Raw genomic sequence first — 20800 nt, forward strand, 5'->3', positions numbered from 1 at the left:
CCTCAATAATAAATCCAAAAGGGTGTTACATGAATATGAACAAGAAATGCCAGGGCCTGCCGCCTCTTAAATCCCTGTCTTTGGCTGTGATGGCGATGGGGTGCGCTACCCAGGTGCATGCCTTCAATATTTCTAGCGGTGGTGATTGGGACGTCAATCTCGATACTACTGTGCAGTACACTGCTGGATGGCGTGCCCAAGGCCGTGACAGTGGCATCGCCAACCATGCATTTTTCGCCGAAGGTGACTATAAGTTCGATAAAGGCGACATGGTTACCAGCCGCCTGCAGGCACTGTCTGAGTTACAAGGTGTCTACCAGAATAATACCGGATTTCGTATTTCTGCATCCGCTTGGAAGGACTTCGCTTACGACGATAAGGTTGAAACTAATCCTCAGCCTGGTTATGACAGCATTCTCACCTACAATGGTGGGAAGTATTCAAACGAAACTAAGCGGTATCACATCCAAGGTGGTGAGCTACTTGATGCCTTCGTTTTTCACAATACCGAGTTAGCCGACAAACCACTCTATTTGAAGGCTGGTCGCTTCACTCAGTACTGGGGCAATGCGTTATTCTTTCCATTCAGCAATATTGCCTACTCACAGCATCCAGTTGATTTCCTGAAATCGTTCACCCAGCCAGGCTCTGAGGTCAAGGAGTTGTTCCTTCCGCGGACGCAATTGATGGCGTCGACCGATTTAACTCCGGAGCTATCTGTTTCTGCTCAATATTTTCTTGAGTTTCGACCAAACCGCTTTCCGGAAGGTGGTACTTATCTAGGGCCATTTGACATTCTTTATTCCGGACCAAACAATGGTGGGGCGGTGGCTGGCATGTTTGGCGGCCCCGTTTCCGCTGGTAATGAGCACAAGCCTAAGGACATTAACGATAACTTCGGTGTGAAGGTGGCTTGGTCTCCGGAATGGGCAGGCGGCGACCTCGGATTCTACTATCGACAGTTCGACGAAGTTCAGCCTTGGTCCGGTGGAACTATCTATGCTGGTGGGGGCGGTGAAGTCGGCCTGAACTATGCGGATAAGGTTCGCCTGTATGGCATAAGCTATGAGCGTACCTTTGGGGCTCTGAGTACTGGTCTTGAACTCTCCTATCGAACTAATACTGCGCTAAATAGTGCCTTCTCTAATGGGCAGCCTGGCGTTCCTTATCGCGAAGGTGCACGCGGCAATATCGTTAACTTGATCGCCAACGGTCTATATACCCTCGGTCAGAATTCACTTTGGGATACCGGCGTGCTTTTGGCAGAGCTGTCGTACACCCACCTGGATAAAGTTACCGAGAATGATGCGTACTTCAACGGCGTGGGTTATGCCAGCTGTACCGACAGCCTTAATTCTGCTCTCAAGGGTGGCAAGAAGGATGGATGTGCAACTCGCAACGCGGTTGCCGTTGCCTTCTTGTTTGAGCCGCAGTGGTTGCAAGCACTGCCAAGCATCGATCTGAGCATGCCTACATCGCTGACCTACGGCATCAACGGAAACCCCGCCTATGCTGCTGGTTCCTTCTATGCCGAAGAGACTCAGATCTACTCGATTGGTATCAAGGCTGTTTATCAGCAGAAGCATTCAGTGACGCTGCAATACAACGGCTACCACTGGAATACCAGCCCGAAAGGCCCCAGCGGGTTTGGCAACGATGCCTATTCGGGGTTCGGCGGTAATGGCCCGGTTGCTCTTAATGACAAAGGCTGGGTCTCGCTCAACTTCAAAACTTCCTTCTAGGCATGCCGAGGATAATGACAATGAAAACAATGAAAGAAATCCGACGTTCTGCGCTGGCCTTGGCTATTGTGCTGCTAGCAGCGCAAACCGGTTACGCTGCCGTTTCGGCCGATGATGCTCGTGCATTGGGTGCCACCCTGACAAAATTTGGAGCTGAGGCGCAGGGTAACTCCGATGGTTCTATTCCAGCCTATGACGGTGGTCTCAAGAATCCACCGACAGTCGGTAAGGATAGATATCCTGACCCCTTCGCTGGCGAAAAACCTTTGTACGTGGTGGATGGAAAGAACCTGGCCAAGTATGAGGCGATGCTTACTCCGGGTACCGCGGAAATGCTTCGGCGGTATCCGGACTACCATCTAAATGTTTATCCTACCCACCGCACCATAAGCTATCCAGACTGGTTCCTTGAGAACACTGTGAAGAATGCCACCACGGCGAAGCTTGCAGGCGAAGTGGAGGGCGATAAGGTCGTAGGGGCTGCGCCAGATGGTTACCCCTTCCAAGGCGTGCCGTTCCCGATCCCTCGTAATGGCCTGGAGGTGATGTGGAATAACAATTTGCGATTTTCTCCCCCTGTCACTTTGCTGCGCAGTCGCAGCTGGCTGGTAGATACCGGTGGTACTCCCAATGAGTTGCCTGGTATCCAAGCTGCATATATGAACCCATTCTCCGAACAGAGCGGCGAACTGCGCAAGAAGGCTCACGATTCCTATTTTGCCTTCCAGACCTCGTTGTACTCGCCTTCGACCTCGGCGGGTGTGCAGTTCCTGAACTTCTACAAGGTGGATTCCGCCGCGCCAGCACCTATTTGGATCTATACCCCTGGTCAACGTCGTGTGCGCAAAGCGCCTGAATTTGCCTACGACATTCCGATGTCTAGCTATGCTGGAGTGCTGCTTTGGGACGAACCCTGGGGATTTGTCGGACGTATGGACCGGTTCGATTTCAAGTTGGTCGGCAAGAAGGAACTGATCGTGCCGTACAACGTGTTTGGGGTTACCAACCAGAAAACTTCTGAAGAAGTACTGGGTAAAAGCACTGTGAACCCGGATGCCGTGCGCTGGGAGAAGCGCCGCGTGTGGGTGGTCGAGGCTACGCGCAAAAATGGTGTGCGCCATGTCTATAGCAAACGCAACTTCTATATCGAGGAAGATAGTTGGGCAATGGTGAGTACTGAGTCCTTCGACAATGCCGGGAAGCTTTGGCGTGTGGCTTATCTTTATACTTTCCCAGCATACAATATCGGCGGTTTGAACAATAACACTTGGTCATTCAATGACCTCCTCAAGGGGAATTATACCGTCATCAACACCGGCCGAAATGAGCCTGGAAACTACGTACGTAGCTATCAGCGCGAAGAGGGACTGAATATCCCATTCACTCCGCAGGCCATTGCTGGCGGCAGTGTTCGTTGATCGGAGCGGGACGGCGTAATGCCGTCCCGTTTATTTCGTGTGTGGTTTGCCCGGATCCGAAAGAGGGGAATGCAAAATGAATGAAGCTTGTCGATTTTTCGGCGTCCGCTCACTCCATTTGGTCGGTCTAACACTTTGTGGCCTGCTCGCTGGCTTAACCCCGGGGTTTGTACAGGCGAGCTTTGTCGATCCCATTGATCACCCTGCAGTCATGGTCAGTCATGTCGAACAGCGTCCACTGCAGGCGGTTGCACGGGCCGGCCACACTTTGGTTGCAGTTGGCGCTCGCGGTGTGATCGCGACTTCGGAAGATGAAGGGCAGAGCTGGACCCAGCGCCCGTCACCTGTTCAGAGCGACTTGGTCGCCGTGACGTTCCCGAGTCCGATGCACGGTTGGGCGGTTGGTCATGATGGCGTGGTGTTGCACAGCGGCGACGGTGGCATGACATGGGAGAAGCAATTAGATGGTCGCCTGGCCCGGGAGCTCTTTACTCATTACTACGAGAAGCGCGGTGCAGCGAGTGATGGCACGAGCGAGTTGGCTCTGGCATCAGTGGAGCGCAATTATGCCGGCGGTCCTGTACTGCCATGGCTGGATGTTTGGTTTGAGGATACGCAGCGTGGTTGGGTCGTAGGTTCCTTCGGCAACCTGGCGGCGACCATCGATGGAGGGCGGACTTGGCAACCATGGTTCGAACACATCGACAACGAAGAGATGCTCAACCTCAACGCTGTACGTGGCAATGGCGGGGATGTCTACATCGCTGCTGAACGCGGCACGCTGTTCCGGCTCGACCGGGCTGCTGGGCGTTTCGAGAAAATAGAGACTGGCTACGACGGCAGTTTCTTCGGTCTCACGGCCTATGGATCGGCGATGCTGACTTATGGGTTGAACGGGGCAGTATACCGTAGCGATGACCATGGCCAGCGCTGGACATTGCTCACTGCGGCATCCCGGTCCACTGTCACCGGCGGTGCCGCCCTCCCGGACGAGCAGGGGTTCGTGTTGGTCAACGCCGGTGGCGAACTGCTGCTGGGAAGCGCCACTGGTACCTCACTCATGCTACGCAAGGCGCTCCATTCGGCACGCTTCACCTCCGTACTTCCGCTCAATGGTGGGCGCCTGCTGCTGACCAGCCTCGAGGGCGTACGTAGCGAGTCTCTGAACGATGCTCAGGCGAGCAGGTAATTTTCCCGTGAATCAATTCAGAAGGCACAGATGATGGCCATCTACACCAGTCCCAGTGACGGCATGCCGGTCACCACCCGTCTCGACGAATTCGACAGGGCGTCAGGCAGTCGGGGCGAGCGCCTGATATTCAACAATCGTGTTCTGTTAATCATAGTCTGCCTGGCCTTGACGCTGACACTTGGCTTCTTCGCGAGCCGCCTGCAGGTCAAAGCCAGCTTCGAAGACATGATGCCGCAGTCCCATGAATTCGTGCGCAACTACCTCCAACACGCCAGCTCGCTGCGTAGCCTGGGTAACTCAGTACGCATCGTAGTCAGCAATACCAAGGGGGATGACATCTACGACGCCGATTATCTGCGTACTCTGCGCGAGATCAACGACAAGGTGTTTCTGTTCCCTGGCGTTGATCGCTCGTTCATGAAGTCACTGTGGACGCCAGCGGTACGATGGACCGAGATCGCCGCCGATGGCTACCAGGCAGGTTCGGTGATGCCCGACGGCTTCAATGGTTCCGAACAGCAACTTGCCCAGCTGCGCTACAACGTCATGCGCGCTGGAATCATCGGTTCGCTGGTAGGTACAGATGGCAAGTCGAGCATGATCTTCGTGCCGTTGCTCGAGAAGGATCCCGAAACCGGCAAGCAGCTCGACTACAAGGCTTTCCGCGACAAGGTTGAGTCGTTGCGCGAATACGAGAAGGACGGCGTGAAGGTCCAGGTAATTGGATTCGCACAATTGGTGGGGGATCTGATCCATGGCTTGAACCAGGTACTTGCCTACTTCTTCTACGCTGCTTTGATAGCCATGCTGATCATCTTCATCTACATACGTTGCGTTCGCAGCACCCTGCTGGTCACAGGATGCTCGGTTGTAGCGGTGGTCTGGCAGCTCGGCCTGATGCGCGTACTGGGTATTGACCTGGACCCCTATTCGATTCTGGTACCGTTCCTGATCTTCGCCATTGGCGTCTCGCACGGTGCACAGAAGATGAACGGCGTGATGCAGGACATCGGCCGTGGTGCCCACAGGTACGTTGCCGCACGCTACACCTTCCGCCGTCTGATTCTTGCGGGGCTGACCGCGCTGTTGGCCGACGCTGTCGGCTTTGCGGTACTGGCGCTGATCGATATTCCGGTAATCCGGGGGCTGGCATTATCCGCCAGCATTGGTGTGGCAGTGCTGATCTTCACTAACCTGATTCTTCTGCCAGTACTACTGTCGTTCACTGGCGTCAGCCCGTCGGCGGCAGCGCACAGTCAGCAGCGCTTACAGAATGAGCCTCAGCTGCTACGGGTATTAGCCCGATTCACCGAAAAATCACGAGCAATCGTAGTGATCGCGGTAACCGTGGTGCTCACTGCCGTCGGTTGGATGGTCGCCCTGGACATTAAAATTGGCGATCTTGACCCGGGAGCGCCCGAGCTGCGTCCGGACTCGACCTACAATCGCGACAATGCCTACATCACAGCGCATTACCAACTGTCCAATGACCAATTCGCGGTAATTGTCTCGACGTTACCCCAGGGGCTGGTGAGCTTCGAGACCCTACTGGAAATGGACCGTCTGGAGCAGATTCTGCGCGATTTGCCGGGAGTTCAGGTAACGGTTTCCGCGGCGAGCATGGCTCGGCGCGTTACAGCTGCCGGCTATGAGGGCTCGCTGAAATGGGAAACCATCAACCGCGACCCCTTCGTTATCCAGGATGCGATGAATAGCATCAACAATACCAACCCGGAGATGTTCAACGAGGGACGTTCGGTTGCTCCGATCATTGCTTTTCTCTCCGATCATAAGGCCGAGACACTTAGCCGCGTGGTGGAGGCTGTCGAGGCTTTTGCCCGCGAGCACAATACATCTGACCGCCAATTTCTCCTGGCTGCTGGCAGTGCAGGTATAGAGGCGGCGACCAACATCGCCGTAGAAAAGGCCAACCGCACCATGCTGCTCTATGTGTATGGCGCCGTAGTGCTCTTGTGCTTCATCACTTTCCGCAGCTGGCGCGCGGTTATCGTTGCAGTGGTGCCGCTCATGGTGACCACCATTCTCTGTGAGGCACTGATGGTTCTTCTCGGTATCGGTGTCAAGGTCGCTACTTTGCCGGTAGTGGCTCTGGGCGTCGGCATTGGTGTGGACTATTCGCTTTACCTGCTGACCATTCACCTGATGTACCAGCGTCAGGGCCAGCCGTTGAAGGCGGCCTACAGCGGTGCGTTGGCGTCCACTGGCAAGGTGGTGGCGCTAATCGGCATCACTCTGTCCGCGGCGGTGGTCACCTGGGCCTGGTCGCCGATCAAGTTCCAGGCAGACATGGGAATCCTGCTGGCTTTCATGTTCCTTTGGAACATGCTCGGCGCGCTGGTCCTGGTGCCCAGCCTAGCGGTATTCCTTTTGCCTGATCTCAAGCAGCAGGAGTCAGAGCGACGTGATGGTGGCGCTACCGTCAAACCGATCACCAGAACTACGTCTACCAAGTCGTCGAGCCCCGATGCTCAACAACTTCTAGCCGATGAGGGGCTACGGCAGGCACGACCGTAGTCGTCATAAGCCCCAGTTCTATCCGGGACTGGGGTTTAATTTTTTACGAGGAATACCCAATGTTCGATCTTTCAGGCAAGACCGCCATCGTCACCGGTGGCGCTTCGGGTATTGGCGCTGCTACGGCACGGCGCCTGCGTAAAGCGGGGGCCGAGGTCTGGATCGCCGACGTTATCGAGTCGGTGGAGGAGGGCTGTCATTTCCGTCGCACTGACGTTTCCAGAATCGGAGACCTCATCGGCCTCTGCGATGAGGTGATGGAAAGCGCTGGTCACTTGGACATTTATGTCAACAACGCGGCGATCTCCAGTGGCCACCTGCTGGCCGAGGCTGACCTGCAGCGTTCCGAGCGTTTTTGGCGAGTCAACCAGATGGGTGTGCAGATGGGTATCAAGGAAGCGGCGGCACGGATGAGAGCTGGCGGTTCGATCATCAATTTCTCTTCCATCACCGCTGTGCGAGGGCTGGCCCACTGGGGTGAGTATGCCGGCACCAAGGGCGCGATCATCGCTCTGACCCAGACCGCCGCTATTGAATACGGCCCACGCGGCATCCGCGTCAATTGCATTGCCCCTGGCATCATCGAGACGCCCATGGCCATGAGCGAAGCGCCGGACATGGTACGTAAGAACGCCGCGGTGTTCGCTCCGCTCGGGCGAATTGGGCAAGCGGAGGAACTGGCCGCTGCCGTGCATTTCCTTGCCAGCGATGACTCCAGCTACGTCACTGGACAGATTCTTTCAGTGGATGGTGGCTGGAGCACCGGCACATCGCTCAAGGCCATCGAACTGGCCCTGGCCACTTGAATGAAAGGAGAAATTCTGTGGATGAGCTGAACCTTGAAACCCTGCTCGATCAGGCGCGGATCCAGGCGGTTCTGATTCGCTATGTGACCGCCCTGGACGGACATGAGTGGGAGGGACTACATCAAGTGTTCGTTCCCGAGGCAGTGGCCTATTACGCTGGTGTGGGTGACTTCCATGGTCGTGATGCAATCGTCGCGGTAGTACGCGATTTTCTCGAGGGCTGTGGTTCGACTCAGCACCTGCTGGGCAATGTTCGCATCCAGGTCTCTGGAGACCAAGCTCAGGCCCAGTGTTACTTGCAGGCTATCCATGCCGGCGTGGGATCCTTTGTCGGACAGACCATGACCGTTTGGGGAGAGTACAGTGATCGATTGGAGAGACGAGCGGAGGGCTGGCGCATCGTCGAGCGACGCTTGCAGGTCCAGCATGTGAGCGGCGATGTCGGGGTGCGACTAAAGGCCTGATTCGTCGAAAACTGCCGACGTGGCCCCCGGTGAGCAAGGTTCTCGGGGGCTTTTTCTTTGGCATCGTGATTGGCGTGCTTGGGTAAGTCGCCAGAGACTTGTGGCGAGTGACATGGATCGGAAGAAGGGAGAGAGTGGCGAGGGGGAAACCGCTACGATTGAGCAGAGGGCAGGGTTGAGCAAGGAGAGGGAGGGAGAGTAACTCCCGCCCCATTGGATCAACCTTGGATGTAAGCCAACTGGGTGTGGGTGTATTCGTACAGACCGTGCTTACCATCCGCACCGCCGATGCCGGAGCGACGTACGCCGGCATGGAAACCCTGGATGGCCTCGAAGTTTTCTCGGTTGACGTAGGTCTCGCCGAACTTGAGCGAGGCGATGGCGTGCATGGCGCTGCCAAGACTGCGGGTGAAGATGGAAGAGCTCAAACCATACTCACTGTCGTTGGCACGGGCTATGCCCTCGTCAAGCTCGTCGATGGAGTCGACCAATGCCACCGGCCCGAATATTTCCCGCTGCAGGATGTGCATGTCTGGCTGAGTACCGGCCAGCACCGTCGGCCTGACGTAACAGCCCTCGCGCCTGTCGAGGCTGCCGCCAGCCAATACTTCGGCTCCCTTGGCACGGGCATCGTCGACCAATTGTTCGATGCGTTCGACGGCGGTGCGATTGATGAGCGGCCCCATCTCTACCGGCGTTTCGCCAAACGGGTCGCCGAAACTAATCGAGTTGAAGGCTGCTGCCAGTTTTTCGCAGAACTCAGGATGCACTGCACGCTGCACATAGATGCGTTCGGTGCAGTTGCACGCCTGGCCGCTGTTGAGTGTCTTCGAGGTTTTCATTGCTGCCACAGCTAGGTCGATATCGGCATCGTTGAGAATGATCGCCGGTGCCTTGCCACCCAGTTCCAGACTGACCTTGGTGATATTGTGCGCGGCGTTGGCCATGATCGCGGCGCCGGCGACCGAACTGCCGGTGAAGCTGATCATGTCCACCCCGGGGTGGGCGACCAATGCTTGGCCGACACTGTTGCCCAGTCCTCCGATCAGGTTGAAGACGCCTGCTGGCAGGCCTGCCTGGGCGGCGATTCGTGCGAATGCATGGGCGCTGTAGGGCGTTTCCTCGCTGGGTTTGATCACCACCGTATTGCCGGTGAGCAGTGCAGGAGCGACCTTGCGTATGACCATGAACAGCGGGAAGTTCCATGGCAGGATGCCGGCCACTACTCCCATCGGTCTGCGGAACAGCAGAATGTTCTCACCAGGTCTGTCGCTGGTAACGATCTCGCCCTCGATGCGCCGCGCCCATTCGGCTGTGTAGTCTAGGTATTCGGCGCTGAGCGCTACCTCCATCTCCGCCAGCGGCAGCACTTTGCCTTGCTCGGTGGAGATGATCCGGGCCAGGCGCGGAATATCGTTCCTGATGCCCTGAGCGATGCGTCGCAGGTACTGGCCTCGCTCGTTGGCTGGTAACAGGGACCAGCCCTGTTGGGCCGCGCGAGCGCTGGTCACTGCGTGTTCGACCAGTTGAGCATCACCATCGGGCATGGTGCCGATACGTGCCTCGCTGGCCGGGTTGATGACGTCGATCACCGCATCGGCGGCAACGAAGGCGCCGTCGATGAAGTGCTCGAAGCCCAGGTTGGTCATCGTCATTTTATGTTCCTCAAGAAGGGATGGATGCCCTGGGAGGACTCCGTGGCGGATAGAAAATTGGGCAATCTACCGGCGGCCGTTATGTGTTGTCGTCCCAAGTCATCCAGTCGGGCACAACCAAGCAGTGCCAGTGTGCGCTCGGTCTCCTGGCGCAACAGATCGAGGACACGCCGCACGCCTGGCTGACCGAAAGCGGAGAGGCCGTAGAGGTAGGGACGGCCGATCATGCAGGCACGTGCGCCCATGGCCAGTGCTTTGACCACGTGACTGCCACGGCGTACTCCGCCATCGAGCACCACTTCGAGGCGGTCGCCTACTGCGTCGACGATATCGGCAACTAGTTCGATGGTCGCCGAACCGCCGTCGAGTTGGCGGCCGCCGTGGTTGGATACGATGATGCCGGTGACTCCGGCCGTCGCTGCATCATGAGCATCGGCCACCGATTGAAGGCCCTTGATGATGAAGGGCTTGTCCCAATGCCGCATCAGGAACTCGATCCGTGCCCAGGTAATGTTCTGTTCCATATGGTTGGCGAAATAGCTTGCCAGTGTCCCGAGGTTCCCGCCGCCTGGCATCGGTACATTGGGCAAGCTGATGCCTCCCCCCGCCAGGTAGCTAAGGCACCATGCTGGTTTGCTGGCGAATCCGAGCAGATTGCGGCGTCCCAGACGGGGTGGGATGGTCAGGCCGTGGCGCAGGTCGCGTTCCCGATTACCGGCCACTACGGTATCGACGGTGAGACAGAGCGCATCGAAACCGGCTGCCTTGCAGCGGTCGATCATCTCGATGTTCAGTCCGTCGTCGCTGAGTAGATACAGTTGGTATAGCTTGGGGCCGGCACTGGCTGCCGCCACATCTTCGATGCTGGTCGTGGCCATGGTAGACAATGCATAAGCCAGGCCGGCCTGTGCTGCCTCCGTCGCGACGGCGACCTCCCCACTAGGGTGGAACACCCGGCTCATGCCCGTGGGAGAGAGCATGACAGGCCACTGCAGGTCACAGCCAAAGACACTTCTGCGCATGTCCACCTTGCGGATGTCGCGCAGGTACGACGGGACGAGGTCATAGCGGGAGTATGCGGATTCGTTGGCTCTTCTGGTGATTTCGTCGTCCGCGCCTCCCTCTATATAGTGGAACAGCGCCGCCGGCAAACGCCGACGGGCCGCTACGACGAAATCGTGGAGATTGAAACAATCCTCGAGTCGGCGGCCCATGGCCTATCCCTCCCGGAAAGCTGAAGGGATGTTTAGCGCGCCTTATAGCGTACCCGCAGCTCGTGCGGGCCACGGGCGAAGTAGGATTCGAGCCAGTGCACCTCGCTTGACAACGGGGTCAGTACTTCCAGACGAGTGAAGACCACTTCCAGGGCTTTGCGTGCTTCCATGCGGCTTAGGAAGCTGCCCAGGCAGAAGTGCGGTCCCTGGCCGAAGGACATCAAGGGGACCTCGATCTTGCGATCGATGTCGAAGACTTCCGAGTTGGCGAACTTGCTTTCGTCGCGGTTGGCCGAGGCCAGTAGAGGCATTACGCACGAGCCTTTGGGGATGGCTACGCCGCCCAGTTCGGTATCTTCGGTGGTATGGCGGAAGATCATCTGTACCGGAGGGTTAAAGCGCAGCACTTCTTCCAGCAGAGCCGGGATAAGGCTGTGATCGGCACGTACGCGCTCGTAGACATCCGGGTGTTGGTGCAGGGCTACTAGGGTACTGCCCAGCAGGTTGGTGGTGGTTTCTACGCCGCCGATCAACAGCAGGACAGACATGGACAACACTTCATGGCGGGTCAGCCGCTCACCGTTCACCTCGGCCTGGATCAGCGTGGAGATGATGTCATCACCTAGATTGGCGCTGCGCTGGTCGTAGATCTCTTCGAAGAACGCGCGCAATTCATCGGAGTGCTTGCGGATCTGTGCAAGGCGCTCGGGGCCATAGGCGGCGCGGTTGGCGGCCGACAGTAGGTCATCGACCCAGACCTTGAACTCGGCGCGTCGGTCGGTCGGAACACCTAGTACGTCCGAAATTACGGTAACCGGAAATAACGCAGTGAAATCCCATACCCAGTCGCATTCGCCTTCCTTGCCGTACTTGGCAATGAGATCGTCGATCAGTTGATTGGCGATATCGGTTGCACGTTGCTGCAGCGCGGCGACCTTGGTCGGAGTGAAAGCCTTGTTGGCGATCTTGCGCAGGTGCATGTGGTTGGGCGGGTCCATGGAGATCATCGGCAATACTTCCGGAACCGGGTCATATTCACCTAGCAGCTCCGGCCAGAACTGCGCGGAGCTGTATAACTTGCCGTTCTTCAGCAGGGCGTCGACGTTGTCGTAATCAGCTACGGCGAACGCTTTCAGGCTTTCGATCCACTTCACCGGTTCGTCGCGGCGAAGCTTGGTGTAGTAGGAATAGGGGTTCTGTTGGACGGCGGAATCCAGGGGATCGTAGGTCTTGCCGGAGATATCGTCGTTCCGGGAGGATTGCAGTTGATTCATGTCTTTCTCCAACGCTGCGTACTTTTATTCTTGTGTCTCGGCGAGGCTTAGCGCCGGACCGCGTGAGCCGCGGCCATGTTCAGCGGCCTATTCACGCTATCCCTTCGTTCGGCCGACGCTCAAGGGCAATACGTGCCAGTGTCGCTCAGCCTGTGCCAATCGCAGAGCGTTGCCCAATGCGGGCCAAGAAGGATTCGCATTACGCCAAGTATTGTCACGAACCGCCCACGACTGGCCGTAAAGGTTGTGGGGAGGAGAGGTGCGTCCTTCTATAAGAACAGGGCAGTCAAGCTCTGCCGATAACAACAAGAGGAAAGTGAAGATGCACATCCTGTATGCGCACGATGTCAGTGACGAACACCTCTCGCCCGAGCAACGAGAGTTCGCGCGGACGCTGCGGAACCCGGCTCTGCAGACACGAATAGAAGGCTCCTTGGGGCTCGCGGGCGGCGGTCGTTCGCGCAAGAATTTTCAGACGGCCCAGGATTGGGTGACGGCGTTCTTCGAAAAGGGCGCCGATGAGGTGCTGGGCTATTACGCCGACGATTTCGTCTGGGAAGACATTGAGTTCGGTCAGACCATTACCACCAAGGAGGAGTTGTACAAAGCCTTCGTGGTATTCAATAACTCAGGCCCCGATTCGCCGTTCGGTGTGCATGAGTTCGAAATGATCAGCTACGACGGAAATACCGTGCCACTTTCCAAGGCTACTCGGCGTCATGATGGTGTGGCCAAGGGCTGGAGCGAAAAGGACTACCATCGCCTGGCCGACAACATCCTGATCGGTGCCGATTTCGAGTATGACGAGTGGGGCTACATGCAGTGGATCTGGAAGGCTACCCACAATGCCGACTTCTTCGGTATACCGGCCGCCGGCAAGACCACCGTCACTCGCGGTACTACAACCCAGTTCTACCGTGACGGCAAAATCGTGCGCTGCCGTACCCATTGGAATTTCCGCGAGTTCGCCATCCAACTCGGTCTGATTCCGCCGCCGGACGAAGCCTGGCGCAACAACTGAGTTCGCCGAGGAGGTGAATGATGCGTTACTCGATTCTGGGGCGCAGCGGGTTGCGGGTGTCCAGGATGTGCCTGGGTACCATGACCTTCGGTCCCGGTGCCGACTGGTCCCGCTCCGAGGCTGAGGCACGGGCAGTATTCGACGCTTACGTCGAAGGCGGTGGCAACTTCATAGACACCGCCAACATGTACACCGGCGGTGAAAGCGAGAAGATCGTCGGCCGCCTGGTGGCCGATGATCGCGAACGTTTCGTGCTTGCTACCAAGTACGCCAATGCCGTTCCTGGTAAGGGCGACCCTAATGCCGCGGGCATGCACCGCAAGAGTCTGACCCAGTCCCTGGACGCCAGTTTGAAGCGCCTGGGTGTCGACTACATCGACCTGTATTTTGTGCATTGGTGGGACTTCACCACGCCAGTGGAGGAGGTCCACCGCGCTCTGGACGATGCAGTCAGCGCTGGCAAGATTCTGCACATCGGGCTTTCCGACGTACCGGCGTGGGTCGTGTCGCGCGCACAGGCATTCCATGAGTTACGGGGCCTGGCCCCAATCGCTTGCATGCAGTTGGAATACAGCCTGGTGCAACGCTCCATCGAGCGTGAGCACCTACCGCTAGCCGACACCTACGGCATTGGTGTGACTGCGTGGTCACCGATGGCAGGTGGCATCCTCAGTGGGAAGTACACCCGCCAGCAGGCTGTGGACGGCCCGAAACGCCTGGACTCCATGCAACTGCAGGCGCTGGACGATCGCAACCGCGGTATCGCCCTGGCGGTCGATGCGGTGGCTGATCGCCTGGAGGTGCCGTCTTCGCAAGTGGCGCTGGCCTGGGTTATGTCGCGCGGGGTAACCCCCATCGTCGGCGCGACTCGACCTCAACAGATGCGTGAGAACCTCGCGGCAGCTCAGCTGATTCTGGATCGGGCGACCCTGGCTGAGCTGGACAGGGCCAGTGCGTTCGATGCCGGCCACCCCTACAACATGCTGACGTGGGACATGCCGATGTCGCTCGGTTATGGCGGGATGTTCGAGCAGATCGATATCCCCGATTTCCCCACTCGTCGGTGAATTGATGGGCAATGGCGAGCTAATCACCGTATGCCCTGTATTGGTTATGATAAGGAGACTTTCATGAGTACATCTGATACCGCCGAGCGGACCGTTTTTCATCGCGTTGGTTCGGTCGCCGCGTTGCGTGGCGGCCAGCCCCTCGAGGCCACCGTAGAAGGTAAGATCATTGCAGTTTTCGCAGTTGGCGATGGGGTTGTCGCCACCCAGGGCATATGCCCACATGCGACAGGACCGCTACATGAAGGTGAAATCGAGGGGAGAGTGCTCACCTGCCCATGGCATGGCTGGCAATTCAACCTGGACTCTGGTGTTTGCGAAGAAGACCCGTGCTTGAAGCTGGAGCGCTACGAAGTGCGCATCGAAGGGGACGATATCCTGGTGCGTGTCTGACGGCCTGCCACAGTGACAGAACGGACGACGGTCATGGACCGTCGTCCGTTTTTTATTTTCTCGTTTACGGATGTTGGCAATGTGTTAAGGCGAGCCAGGCCTCAACTCAATGTTGCCGATGGAGAGATGCCGTAGATGCAGCGTGTGACTGTCTCCGACAGCTGATTGACGGCGCCTGTGGCATTAATTGTCTGCAGCGCGTCTAGACCGCGTAGGCCGAGTTGGGTAGGACGTCCCCCCAGAACCATCGTGTAGGTGGCCGCAACCGGATAAAGCTGCAGCTTGCCGATACCCTCGAACAAGCCGGAAGGGGCATTTTCGATGGCGTCCCGAATGCTCATCAGTGTTTCATCCATGTCCCTTCCACTGACTTGCAGCACGGCATCAAAGGTAGTAGCGGGCGTCTGGCAGTTATCTACGCCTTCGGTATCCCACTGCGACGGATCACCGGAGGCCAAGTTGTGGATCTTCAGCTTGGATATGTACGCTTGGTTTGAAAGCGTGATCAGCAGACGCTCCAACGTGGTGGCAAATTCGTTCTCGCTGCGGCCTGTACGTCTGCCGAGCAGGATGAAAAAACTGGCAGCGGTATCCGACGAATTATCCAGATAGATGCGGCTTGCGCCTGGCTCCAGATTGTACAGCAGAGAGGCTTTGAAGACGTTGCGCTCGTCTGCCTGGATATGGACGGCGACTTCACTGCTGGCCAGTCCAGCACGAGCCTCGGCGTCGGCGAAGGTAACTTCGGCGATGCCGTGGAATCGGGCTGTAGGGAGGATTGAGCGGGATATGTGAGAGGACAATGGTAGACCCCGTACCGCTGCGCCCAAGTGAAACTGTACATAGGACTCGAACCCTGGGATGCGGGCGGCCAAGACTCCGTGGACGTCGCGCCAGTATTTTGAGAACAGCGGAGAGGACAGCCCGTCCTTTTTGCTCAGGAGGGCGATGGTGGTGACGGGATTCATGCTGATTTATCCTCGGGCCGTCGCCGCGCGCGTGTTGAACACACGGCGGCGGGCAAAGTGTGAGGGGAGAGGATTCAGGGGGCGCCGAGCAGGCCGCCGTCGAGTGCGGTGATGCCGCCGGTCAGGTAAGCACCGGCCCGTGAACTGAGGAAAATCACTGTGCCGCCGATATCTTCCAGGCTGCCAAAGCGTCTTGCCGGGATTCTTTCCAGCATCGAGCGCTTCAGATCGGGTACGGCTGCGAAGAAGCCAGCGGTCATGTCACTGGGGAAATAACCGGGGGCGATAGCGTTGACATTGATGTTGCGGCTGCGCAAATCCGAGGCGAGCATGCGTGTCAGTTGGTGTATGCCGGCCTTGCTGCAGCCATAGGCGTAAGCGCCGTTACTCTGTGGCATTAGGCCACCGATGGAACCAATGTTGACGATGCGCGCCGGATCATCGGTGCTTGCTCCTGCTTCAAGTAGCGACAGCAATGCCTGAGTCAGCAAAAATGGGGCGCGAAGGTTGAGTTCCATCAGACTGTCCCAGCTTTGGCCGCTAATGCTGCCAATTGGCTCAGCGCTGAAGGTGCCTGCATTGTTGACGAGGATATGCAGTTCAGTGATGTGGCTACCCAGTTCCTTCGCCAGAGCGCGTACTTCCTCCTCGGAAGACAGGTCATGGCGCAAAAACGTGCAATGACCATATCGCGCCAGTTCTCCGGCCAGTTGCTCTCCGGCTTCTTGCGAGCGCCCGGTGATGAATACCTGGCATCCGGCCAATACCAAAGTGCGGCTTATCAGTGCGCCTATCCCCTTGGCTCCGCCGGTAACCAGCGCAGTCTTGCCGCTCACGGAAAATAATTGCTCATAAATGGACGCCATGGCGTTCCCTCCGTGGCCACCTCTCATATGGCCGCGACTTTGTTGATGTTGATCACTTGGGGGGCGGTGTATTCCAGCAGCCCTTCATGCCCGGATTCCACACCGATACCCGACTGTTTCCGTGTCGGGAAGGGAATCGAGGGGTCAAGGGCGCAGTGCTGGTTGATCCAGACAGTGCCACTGTCAATTCTGGCAGCGATGGCCTGAGCAGCGTTCAGATCCTTCGACCAGACCGAGGCGCCGAGGCCTAGTTCAGAACGGTTGGCGCGCTTGATTACATCATCGATGTCGGTGTAGCGGATTATCGGCAGGATCGGCCCGAACGGTTCCTCATCCACAAGTGGGGTGCCGTCATCGATATCGCGGACTACGGTCAGTGCGACGAAATAGCCTGGGCGCTCCAGGCGATGGCCGCCGGCGATGATCCGGCCATGCTGGCGAGCGTCGTCCAGGTAGCCGAGCACCTTGTCCAGTTGCGCCTTGTTCTGGATAGGGCCGAACTGGCAGTGTGCGTCGTTGCCGACGGCGGCTGCGTTGGCCAGGGCTGCCATTTCCTCGCACAGCGCATCGTAGATCGCATCGTGGACGTAGAGCCGCTTGATGATCGCGCACACCTGGCCACTATTGAAGAATGCGGCACCGAACAGTGCAGGCGCTACAGCCTTCGGGTCCACGTCCGGCAGTACGATGGCGGCATCATTGCCACCGAGCTCCAGGGTCAGGCGCTTCAGGGTGTCGGCGGCCGAGCGCATGATCAGCTTGCCAGTGGCGGTCGACCCCGTGAAAGAGACCTTGGCGACCTGGGGGTGCTCGACCAGCGCAGCTCCCGCCGCGTTGCCGCCGGAGACGATGTTCAGCAATCCTCGTGGTACGAGGTTGGCGACCAGTTCACCGAAACGCAGCACGCTCAGCGGCGAAGTCGGTGGTGGCTTTAGCACTACGCTGTTGCCCGCCAGCAGTGCCGGCGCGATCTTGCTGAGAGACAGGTAGAGCGGCGCGTTCCAGGGAGATATGGCCGCGACCACGCCGAGCGGCTTGCGATGCAGTTCGACCCGGCTGTTGCTGTCGTCGGCGATGATTTCTACATCGAGTGACTGGTCGGCGAAGAACTCCAGGTAACGTCGCGCCAGATCGACTTCGAAATGAGCGAGAGGCAGGGGGCGTCCCTGTTCGCTGACCAGCAGCGTGGCAAGTTCATCGGCATTTTCTTGCAGAGCCTTGGCCAGGTGCCGCAGCAACTGCCGACGCTCTTCGATATCGGTTGTACGCCAGGCTTCGAAAGCGGTAGCAGCCGCTTTTACTGCACTGTCGATCGTCTCGGCATCGGCGTCTGAAACTTGGGCGATGACGCTTTCGTTGGATGGGTCTATGACTGGAAGATGATGAGGCGCTTCGGTCAGGCGACCGTCGATCAGCATGTGGAACATTGCATTTTCTCTTGTTCCGACGCCTGGCTGCTCAGGCATGACCGTCAGGTGGTCAGCGGCGGCAGGCGTTCATCCTAGGGGAAGGGCGGCGGACAGGGCCGCCCCGGGCGACAACACCTAGCTAATGGCGCCGAGCTGGCGCAGCACGGGCGCTGCATCCCAAATGCTGCGTTCGAGGATGATCTTGCCATCCTTCCAGCCCATGACCGTGACACCGCGTGTCTTGGTGATCTTGCCGGCGGCAGGAACGCCAAGGAAGTCGCCGGCATGCTTGGCCTCCCAAGTCCATTGGAAGGAGCCGAGCTTGTCGTCACCGACGTAGTCGAAGACATCGAAGCGGTTGTAGGCCTTGTTGGGTTCCTCGATGACGAAGCCGGAGAAGAATTGGCGCAGGGCCGCGAGATCGTTGTTGATACGTAGGTCGAAGTTGACGTCCTCGAATTCGAACCGGTCAGAGTAAAGGGACATCAGTTCGTCGGTGCGATCGGCGAAAAGGCCAATCCAGTATTGGGACCATTGAAGGTTCATGGGAATCTCCTGGCGGATCGATTTATTGTTGTGGTGGCCGAGGTGCTGCCGAGAGTCAAGCTAACGTTCAGGGCAGAGAATGGCGATGGCACGTAATGCCAATGCCGGGCTGAACGTGACAATGTGCCTTGGGAGGTCGCCAGCAGGTGCCGTCTCGTTTTGGCGGAGAGCCCCGGCGGCTCTGGCCTAGGAGGTTGTCGAGGCGGGCGAGCTGCTCCTGAGGTGGATGTTGACAGACGTTATGCTCTGTGAGTCTATTGGAGAACAAAAATAAGACGGACACCCGTGGCGCGATATGCCGGGTGCGAGGAGATGATCATGAAGTCGGGACTCTCAAGTTGGGTGTTGGCCATCGCTCGTACACTTGACTGTGTTGGTGTGCCGCATGAGCGGATATTTCGCCAGGTTGGGATGGATCCTGCAGGGCTTGAGTCGGGCAACAATCGCTACTCTCAGGAAATGGTCAGCCGCTTGTGGCGGGCGGCGATCCAAGAAACCTCGGACCCCCATTTTGGCCTGAAGGTTGCCGCGCAGATTCGGCCTTCGACTTTTAATGTGGTCGGCTATGCCATGAGTTGCAGTGCCACTCTCGGTGACGCCCTGCATCGCTTCGCGCGTTACGCCAAATTGATCTCGAGCTCCGCGACGGTGACACTTGCCGAAACCCCCGAGCACTTGCACCTTTCCTTCAGTTTCGATACCGGCGGAGCGCCGCCAATCTACCAAACCCTGGACACCGTCATTGCAGGTCTAGCCTGTTTCACTAGTTGGATCGCTGGGAAGCCGGTAGCGCCTCTTGAGGTGCACTTTAGACACGAGCGTCCTGCTGATGTGACTGCTTACACGAACCTATTGAAATGCCCGATTTATTTCGAACAGCAAGAAGACAGCATCCTCTATCGAAGCGAAGATATGAATCGTCCGATTCTGTCCGCAGATGAAAATCTGGCTGCATTACTTGACGGCGTGGCCATTACTCAAATGGCTCAACTGTCGGAGCGTTTTTCCAAGAAGGTGCGCGATTGCCTGTTGAGGCAGTTTTCCCAAGGTGAAATATCCCGGCGTGGCACCGCAGATCTCATGCATATGACTGAGCGGACGATGCTTCGTCGCTTGAAAGATGAAGGGACGACCTTCCAGGAGGTTCTAGACCGTCTGCGTGAAGAGCTTGCATATGAATACCTGAGCCGCTCGGACGTCACGGTGCAGTCCGTTTCTTTGATGCTTGGTTTCTCTGATGCGAGTACCTTTTCTCGTGCCTTCAAGCGTTGGACAGGGCGCCGACCTAGTCTGGCCCAGCAAGAAAAAACTGTAGGACGGGCACCTCAGGTATTTGGTACTTCAGCCTTTGGTTTACGTTAAACCGTTTGGACGAAAGAGCGCCCAAGTTGGGGTACAGGCTTAGGCTCGTAAGCGTCCGGCCAACACACCTCCCCGGTTCTTCCAGCTAGCGGCATGGTGTCCACCTGTTTTTGGTGGACACCATTTCAAGCCCCTTGTGGAGGATCTCCTGTGCCAGGCCAACGCCGCTCCTATCCCAAATCCTTCAAGGCCCAGGTCGTCGATGAGTGTACCCAGCCCGGCGCCTCGGTTGCCGGTGTAGCCTTGAGCCACGGCCTCAACGCCAATCTCGTGCACAAGTGGATTCGCCGCCAGCAGGCACAGCTGCCCGCTGTACCCTCAAGTTTTATTCCGATTCCTCTCGTCCCGAGCCTGCCGGCTACCCCGAGTGCGGCCGACATGGCCATCCAGATCGCCATTCCCCATCGGGCCGGCAAGCTGTCAGTGCAGTGGCCGGGCAACGACCCTGAAGGCTGCGCCCGCTTCCTGCGCGAGTTGCTGAAGTGATCCGCATCGAGCGCATCTGGCTCGCCACCGAGCCGCTGGACATGCGCGCCGGCACTGAAACAGCGTTGGCCCGGGTGGTTCAGGTGTTCGGTGCGGCGCAGCCGCACTGTGCCTACCTGTTCACCAACAAGCGCGCCAACCGGATGAAGGTGCTGGTGCACGATGGCTTCGGCATCTGGCTGGCCGCTCGGAGGCTGAATAAGGGTCGCTTCGTCTGGTCGGGCAATTGGCAGGGACAGCAGTTGGAACTCAGCCCCGAGCAGTTGCAGGCCCTGGTGGTCGGCCTGCCTTGGCAGCGTCTTGGGCCTGATGCCGAGATCAGGCTCCTGTAACTGGGGTGCAATTAGGCCAATGGCCTATCGTCGAGGGGGCCAGAAATTCG

The 20800-nt window shown here is 57.9% G+C and carries 19 protein-coding genes; 12 read left to right on the forward strand and 7 right to left on the reverse strand.

Annotated features, from left to right (window positions below; all coding sequences use genetic code 11):
* The first annotated feature begins 29 nt into the window (after positions 1–29).
* From PKO50_RS10120 to PKO50_RS10145, 6 genes are all read left to right on the forward strand, one after another.
* Positions 30–1742: a DUF1302 family protein gene (locus tag PKO50_RS10120; RefSeq protein WP_275629580.1), complete on the forward strand. Its 1713-nt coding sequence runs from the start codon at positions 30–32 to the stop codon at positions 1740–1742.
* A gap of 20 nt (positions 1743–1762) precedes the next feature.
* Positions 1763–3160 (forward strand): DUF1329 domain-containing protein, encoded by a 1398-nt coding sequence (locus PKO50_RS10125; protein WP_275629581.1) that lies wholly within the window; start codon positions 1763–1765, stop codon positions 3158–3160.
* Between the two features lie 76 nt (positions 3161–3236).
* The gene (locus PKO50_RS10130) at positions 3237–4349 is read left to right on the forward strand and encodes a YCF48-related protein (RefSeq protein ID WP_275629582.1); all 1113 of its coding nucleotides are present in this window, start codon (positions 3237–3239) and stop codon (positions 4347–4349) included.
* A gap of 30 nt (positions 4350–4379) precedes the next feature.
* Complete coding sequence (locus PKO50_RS10135; protein ID WP_275629583.1) at positions 4380–6887, forward strand: MMPL family transporter; 2508 nt, start codon at positions 4380–4382, stop codon at positions 6885–6887.
* Between the two features lie 59 nt (positions 6888–6946).
* The gene (locus PKO50_RS10140; RefSeq protein ID WP_275629584.1) at positions 6947–7693 is read left to right on the forward strand and encodes an SDR family NAD(P)-dependent oxidoreductase; all 747 of its coding nucleotides are present in this window, start codon (positions 6947–6949) and stop codon (positions 7691–7693) included.
* A 17-nt stretch (positions 7694–7710) separates the two neighbouring features.
* Positions 7711–8157, forward strand: a complete 447-nt coding sequence (locus tag PKO50_RS10145) for a nuclear transport factor 2 family protein (protein ID WP_275629585.1) — start codon at positions 7711–7713, stop codon at positions 8155–8157.
* Positions 8158–8375: 218 nt separating this feature from the next.
* Here the strand turns inward: PKO50_RS10145 and aldA are convergent, their stop codons facing one another.
* The 3 genes from aldA to PKO50_RS10160 are packed head-to-tail and all read right to left on the reverse strand — an operon-like array spanning position 8376 to position 12300.
* On the reverse strand, positions 8376–9806 hold the full coding sequence (gene aldA / locus PKO50_RS10150; protein WP_275630459.1) for an aldehyde dehydrogenase: 1431 nt from the start codon (positions 9804–9806) through the stop codon (positions 8376–8378).
* Between the two features lie 2 nt (positions 9807–9808).
* Positions 9809–11026, reverse strand: a complete 1218-nt coding sequence (locus tag PKO50_RS10155) for an alpha-hydroxy acid oxidase (protein WP_275629586.1) — start codon at positions 11024–11026, stop codon at positions 9809–9811.
* Positions 11027–11058: 32 nt separating this feature from the next.
* Entirely contained in the window at positions 11059–12300 is a 1242-nt protein-coding gene (locus PKO50_RS10160; protein ID WP_275629587.1) for a cytochrome P450, read from the reverse strand.
* A 322-nt stretch (positions 12301–12622) separates the two neighbouring features.
* Between PKO50_RS10160 and PKO50_RS10165 the strand changes: the two genes are divergently transcribed.
* From PKO50_RS10165 to PKO50_RS10175, 3 genes are all read left to right on the forward strand, one after another.
* Positions 12623–13321, forward strand: a complete 699-nt coding sequence (locus PKO50_RS10165) for an ester cyclase (RefSeq protein ID WP_249919439.1) — start codon at positions 12623–12625, stop codon at positions 13319–13321.
* A 20-nt stretch (positions 13322–13341) separates the two neighbouring features.
* Positions 13342–14388 (forward strand): aldo/keto reductase, encoded by a 1047-nt coding sequence (locus PKO50_RS10170; protein ID WP_275629588.1) that lies wholly within the window; start codon positions 13342–13344, stop codon positions 14386–14388.
* A gap of 63 nt (positions 14389–14451) precedes the next feature.
* Positions 14452–14781 carry a Rieske (2Fe-2S) protein gene (locus PKO50_RS10175; protein ID WP_249919441.1) on the forward strand — a complete coding sequence of 110 codons (330 nt, stop codon included), beginning with the start codon at positions 14452–14454 and terminating at the stop codon, positions 14779–14781.
* A 101-nt stretch (positions 14782–14882) separates the two neighbouring features.
* Here PKO50_RS10175 and PKO50_RS10180 read toward each other — a convergent pair whose 3' ends face one another.
* The 4 genes from PKO50_RS10180 to PKO50_RS10195 form a co-directional block, all read right to left on the reverse strand.
* A complete protein-coding gene (locus PKO50_RS10180) occupies positions 14883–15749 on the reverse strand; it encodes an EthD domain-containing protein (RefSeq protein WP_275629589.1) in 867 nt (288 codons plus the stop codon).
* Between the two features lie 74 nt (positions 15750–15823).
* Positions 15824–16615: an SDR family oxidoreductase gene (locus tag PKO50_RS10185; protein ID WP_275629590.1), complete on the reverse strand. Its 792-nt coding sequence runs from the start codon at positions 16613–16615 to the stop codon at positions 15824–15826.
* Positions 16616–16638: 23 nt separating this feature from the next.
* Positions 16639–18042 carry an aldehyde dehydrogenase family protein gene (locus tag PKO50_RS10190; protein WP_275629591.1) on the reverse strand — a complete coding sequence of 468 codons (1404 nt, stop codon included), beginning with the start codon at positions 18040–18042 and terminating at the stop codon, positions 16639–16641.
* Between the two features lie 117 nt (positions 18043–18159).
* The gene (locus PKO50_RS10195) at positions 18160–18570 is read right to left on the reverse strand and encodes an ester cyclase (RefSeq protein ID WP_275629592.1); all 411 of its coding nucleotides are present in this window, start codon (positions 18568–18570) and stop codon (positions 18160–18162) included.
* 318 nt (positions 18571–18888) lie between these two features.
* Here PKO50_RS10195 and PKO50_RS10200 point away from each other — a divergent pair, with 318 nt between their 5' ends.
* The 3 genes from PKO50_RS10200 to tnpB all read left to right on the forward strand — a co-directional run bounded on the left by PKO50_RS10200 (position 18889) and on the right by tnpB (position 20750).
* A complete protein-coding gene (locus PKO50_RS10200) occupies positions 18889–19932 on the forward strand; it encodes an AraC family transcriptional regulator (RefSeq protein ID WP_275629593.1) in 1044 nt (347 codons plus the stop codon).
* Positions 19933–20082: 150 nt separating this feature from the next.
* Positions 20083–20418 carry a transposase gene (locus tag PKO50_RS10205; RefSeq protein ID WP_275628599.1) on the forward strand — a complete coding sequence of 112 codons (336 nt, stop codon included), beginning with the start codon at positions 20083–20085 and terminating at the stop codon, positions 20416–20418.
* A complete protein-coding gene (gene tnpB, locus PKO50_RS10210; protein ID WP_028629613.1) occupies positions 20415–20750 on the forward strand; it encodes an IS66 family insertion sequence element accessory protein TnpB in 336 nt (111 codons plus the stop codon). The genes PKO50_RS10205 and tnpB overlap by 4 nt, the downstream gene beginning before the upstream one ends.
* Positions 20751–20800 lie beyond the last annotated feature (50 nt).

The sequence above is a fragment of the Pseudomonas sp. 273 genome (assembly GCF_029201425.1).
GTDB lineage: Bacteria > Pseudomonadota > Gammaproteobacteria > Pseudomonadales > Pseudomonadaceae > Pseudomonas > Pseudomonas delhiensis.

Coding starts and splice junctions, on each gene's coding strand:
- PKO50_RS10200 (WP_275629593.1), top strand. CDS start 18,889: ATGAAGTCGGGACTCTCAAGTTGGGTGTTGGCCATCGCTCGTACACTT.
- PKO50_RS10125 (WP_275629581.1), top strand. CDS start 1,763: ATGAAAACAATGAAAGAAATCCGACGTTCTGCGCTGGCCTTGGCTATT.
- PKO50_RS10175 (WP_249919441.1), top strand. CDS start 14,452: ATGAGTACATCTGATACCGCCGAGCGGACCGTTTTTCATCGCGTTGGT.
- PKO50_RS10185 (WP_275629590.1), bottom strand. CDS start 16,615: ATGGCGTCCATTTATGAGCAATTATTTTCCGTGAGCGGCAAGACTGCG.
- PKO50_RS10130 (WP_275629582.1), top strand. CDS start 3,237: ATGAATGAAGCTTGTCGATTTTTCGGCGTCCGCTCACTCCATTTGGTC.
- PKO50_RS10170 (WP_275629588.1), top strand. CDS start 13,342: ATGCGTTACTCGATTCTGGGGCGCAGCGGGTTGCGGGTGTCCAGGATG.
- PKO50_RS10190 (WP_275629591.1), bottom strand. CDS start 18,042: ATGTTCCACATGCTGATCGACGGTCGCCTGACCGAAGCGCCTCATCAT.
- PKO50_RS10155 (WP_275629586.1), bottom strand. CDS start 11,026: ATGGGCCGCCGACTCGAGGATTGTTTCAATCTCCACGATTTCGTCGTA.
- aldA (WP_275630459.1), bottom strand. CDS start 9,806: ATGACCAACCTGGGCTTCGAGCACTTCATCGACGGCGCCTTCGTTGCC.
- PKO50_RS10165 (WP_249919439.1), top strand. CDS start 12,623: ATGCACATCCTGTATGCGCACGATGTCAGTGACGAACACCTCTCGCCC.
- PKO50_RS10120 (WP_275629580.1), top strand. CDS start 30: ATGAATATGAACAAGAAATGCCAGGGCCTGCCGCCTCTTAAATCCCTG.
- PKO50_RS10140 (WP_275629584.1), top strand. CDS start 6,947: ATGTTCGATCTTTCAGGCAAGACCGCCATCGTCACCGGTGGCGCTTCG.
- PKO50_RS10180 (WP_275629589.1), bottom strand. CDS start 15,749: ATGAATCCCGTCACCACCATCGCCCTCCTGAGCAAAAAGGACGGGCTG.
- PKO50_RS10160 (WP_275629587.1), bottom strand. CDS start 12,300: ATGAATCAACTGCAATCCTCCCGGAACGACGATATCTCCGGCAAGACC.
- PKO50_RS10135 (WP_275629583.1), top strand. CDS start 4,380: ATGATGGCCATCTACACCAGTCCCAGTGACGGCATGCCGGTCACCACC.
- PKO50_RS10195 (WP_275629592.1), bottom strand. CDS start 18,570: ATGAACCTTCAATGGTCCCAATACTGGATTGGCCTTTTCGCCGATCGC.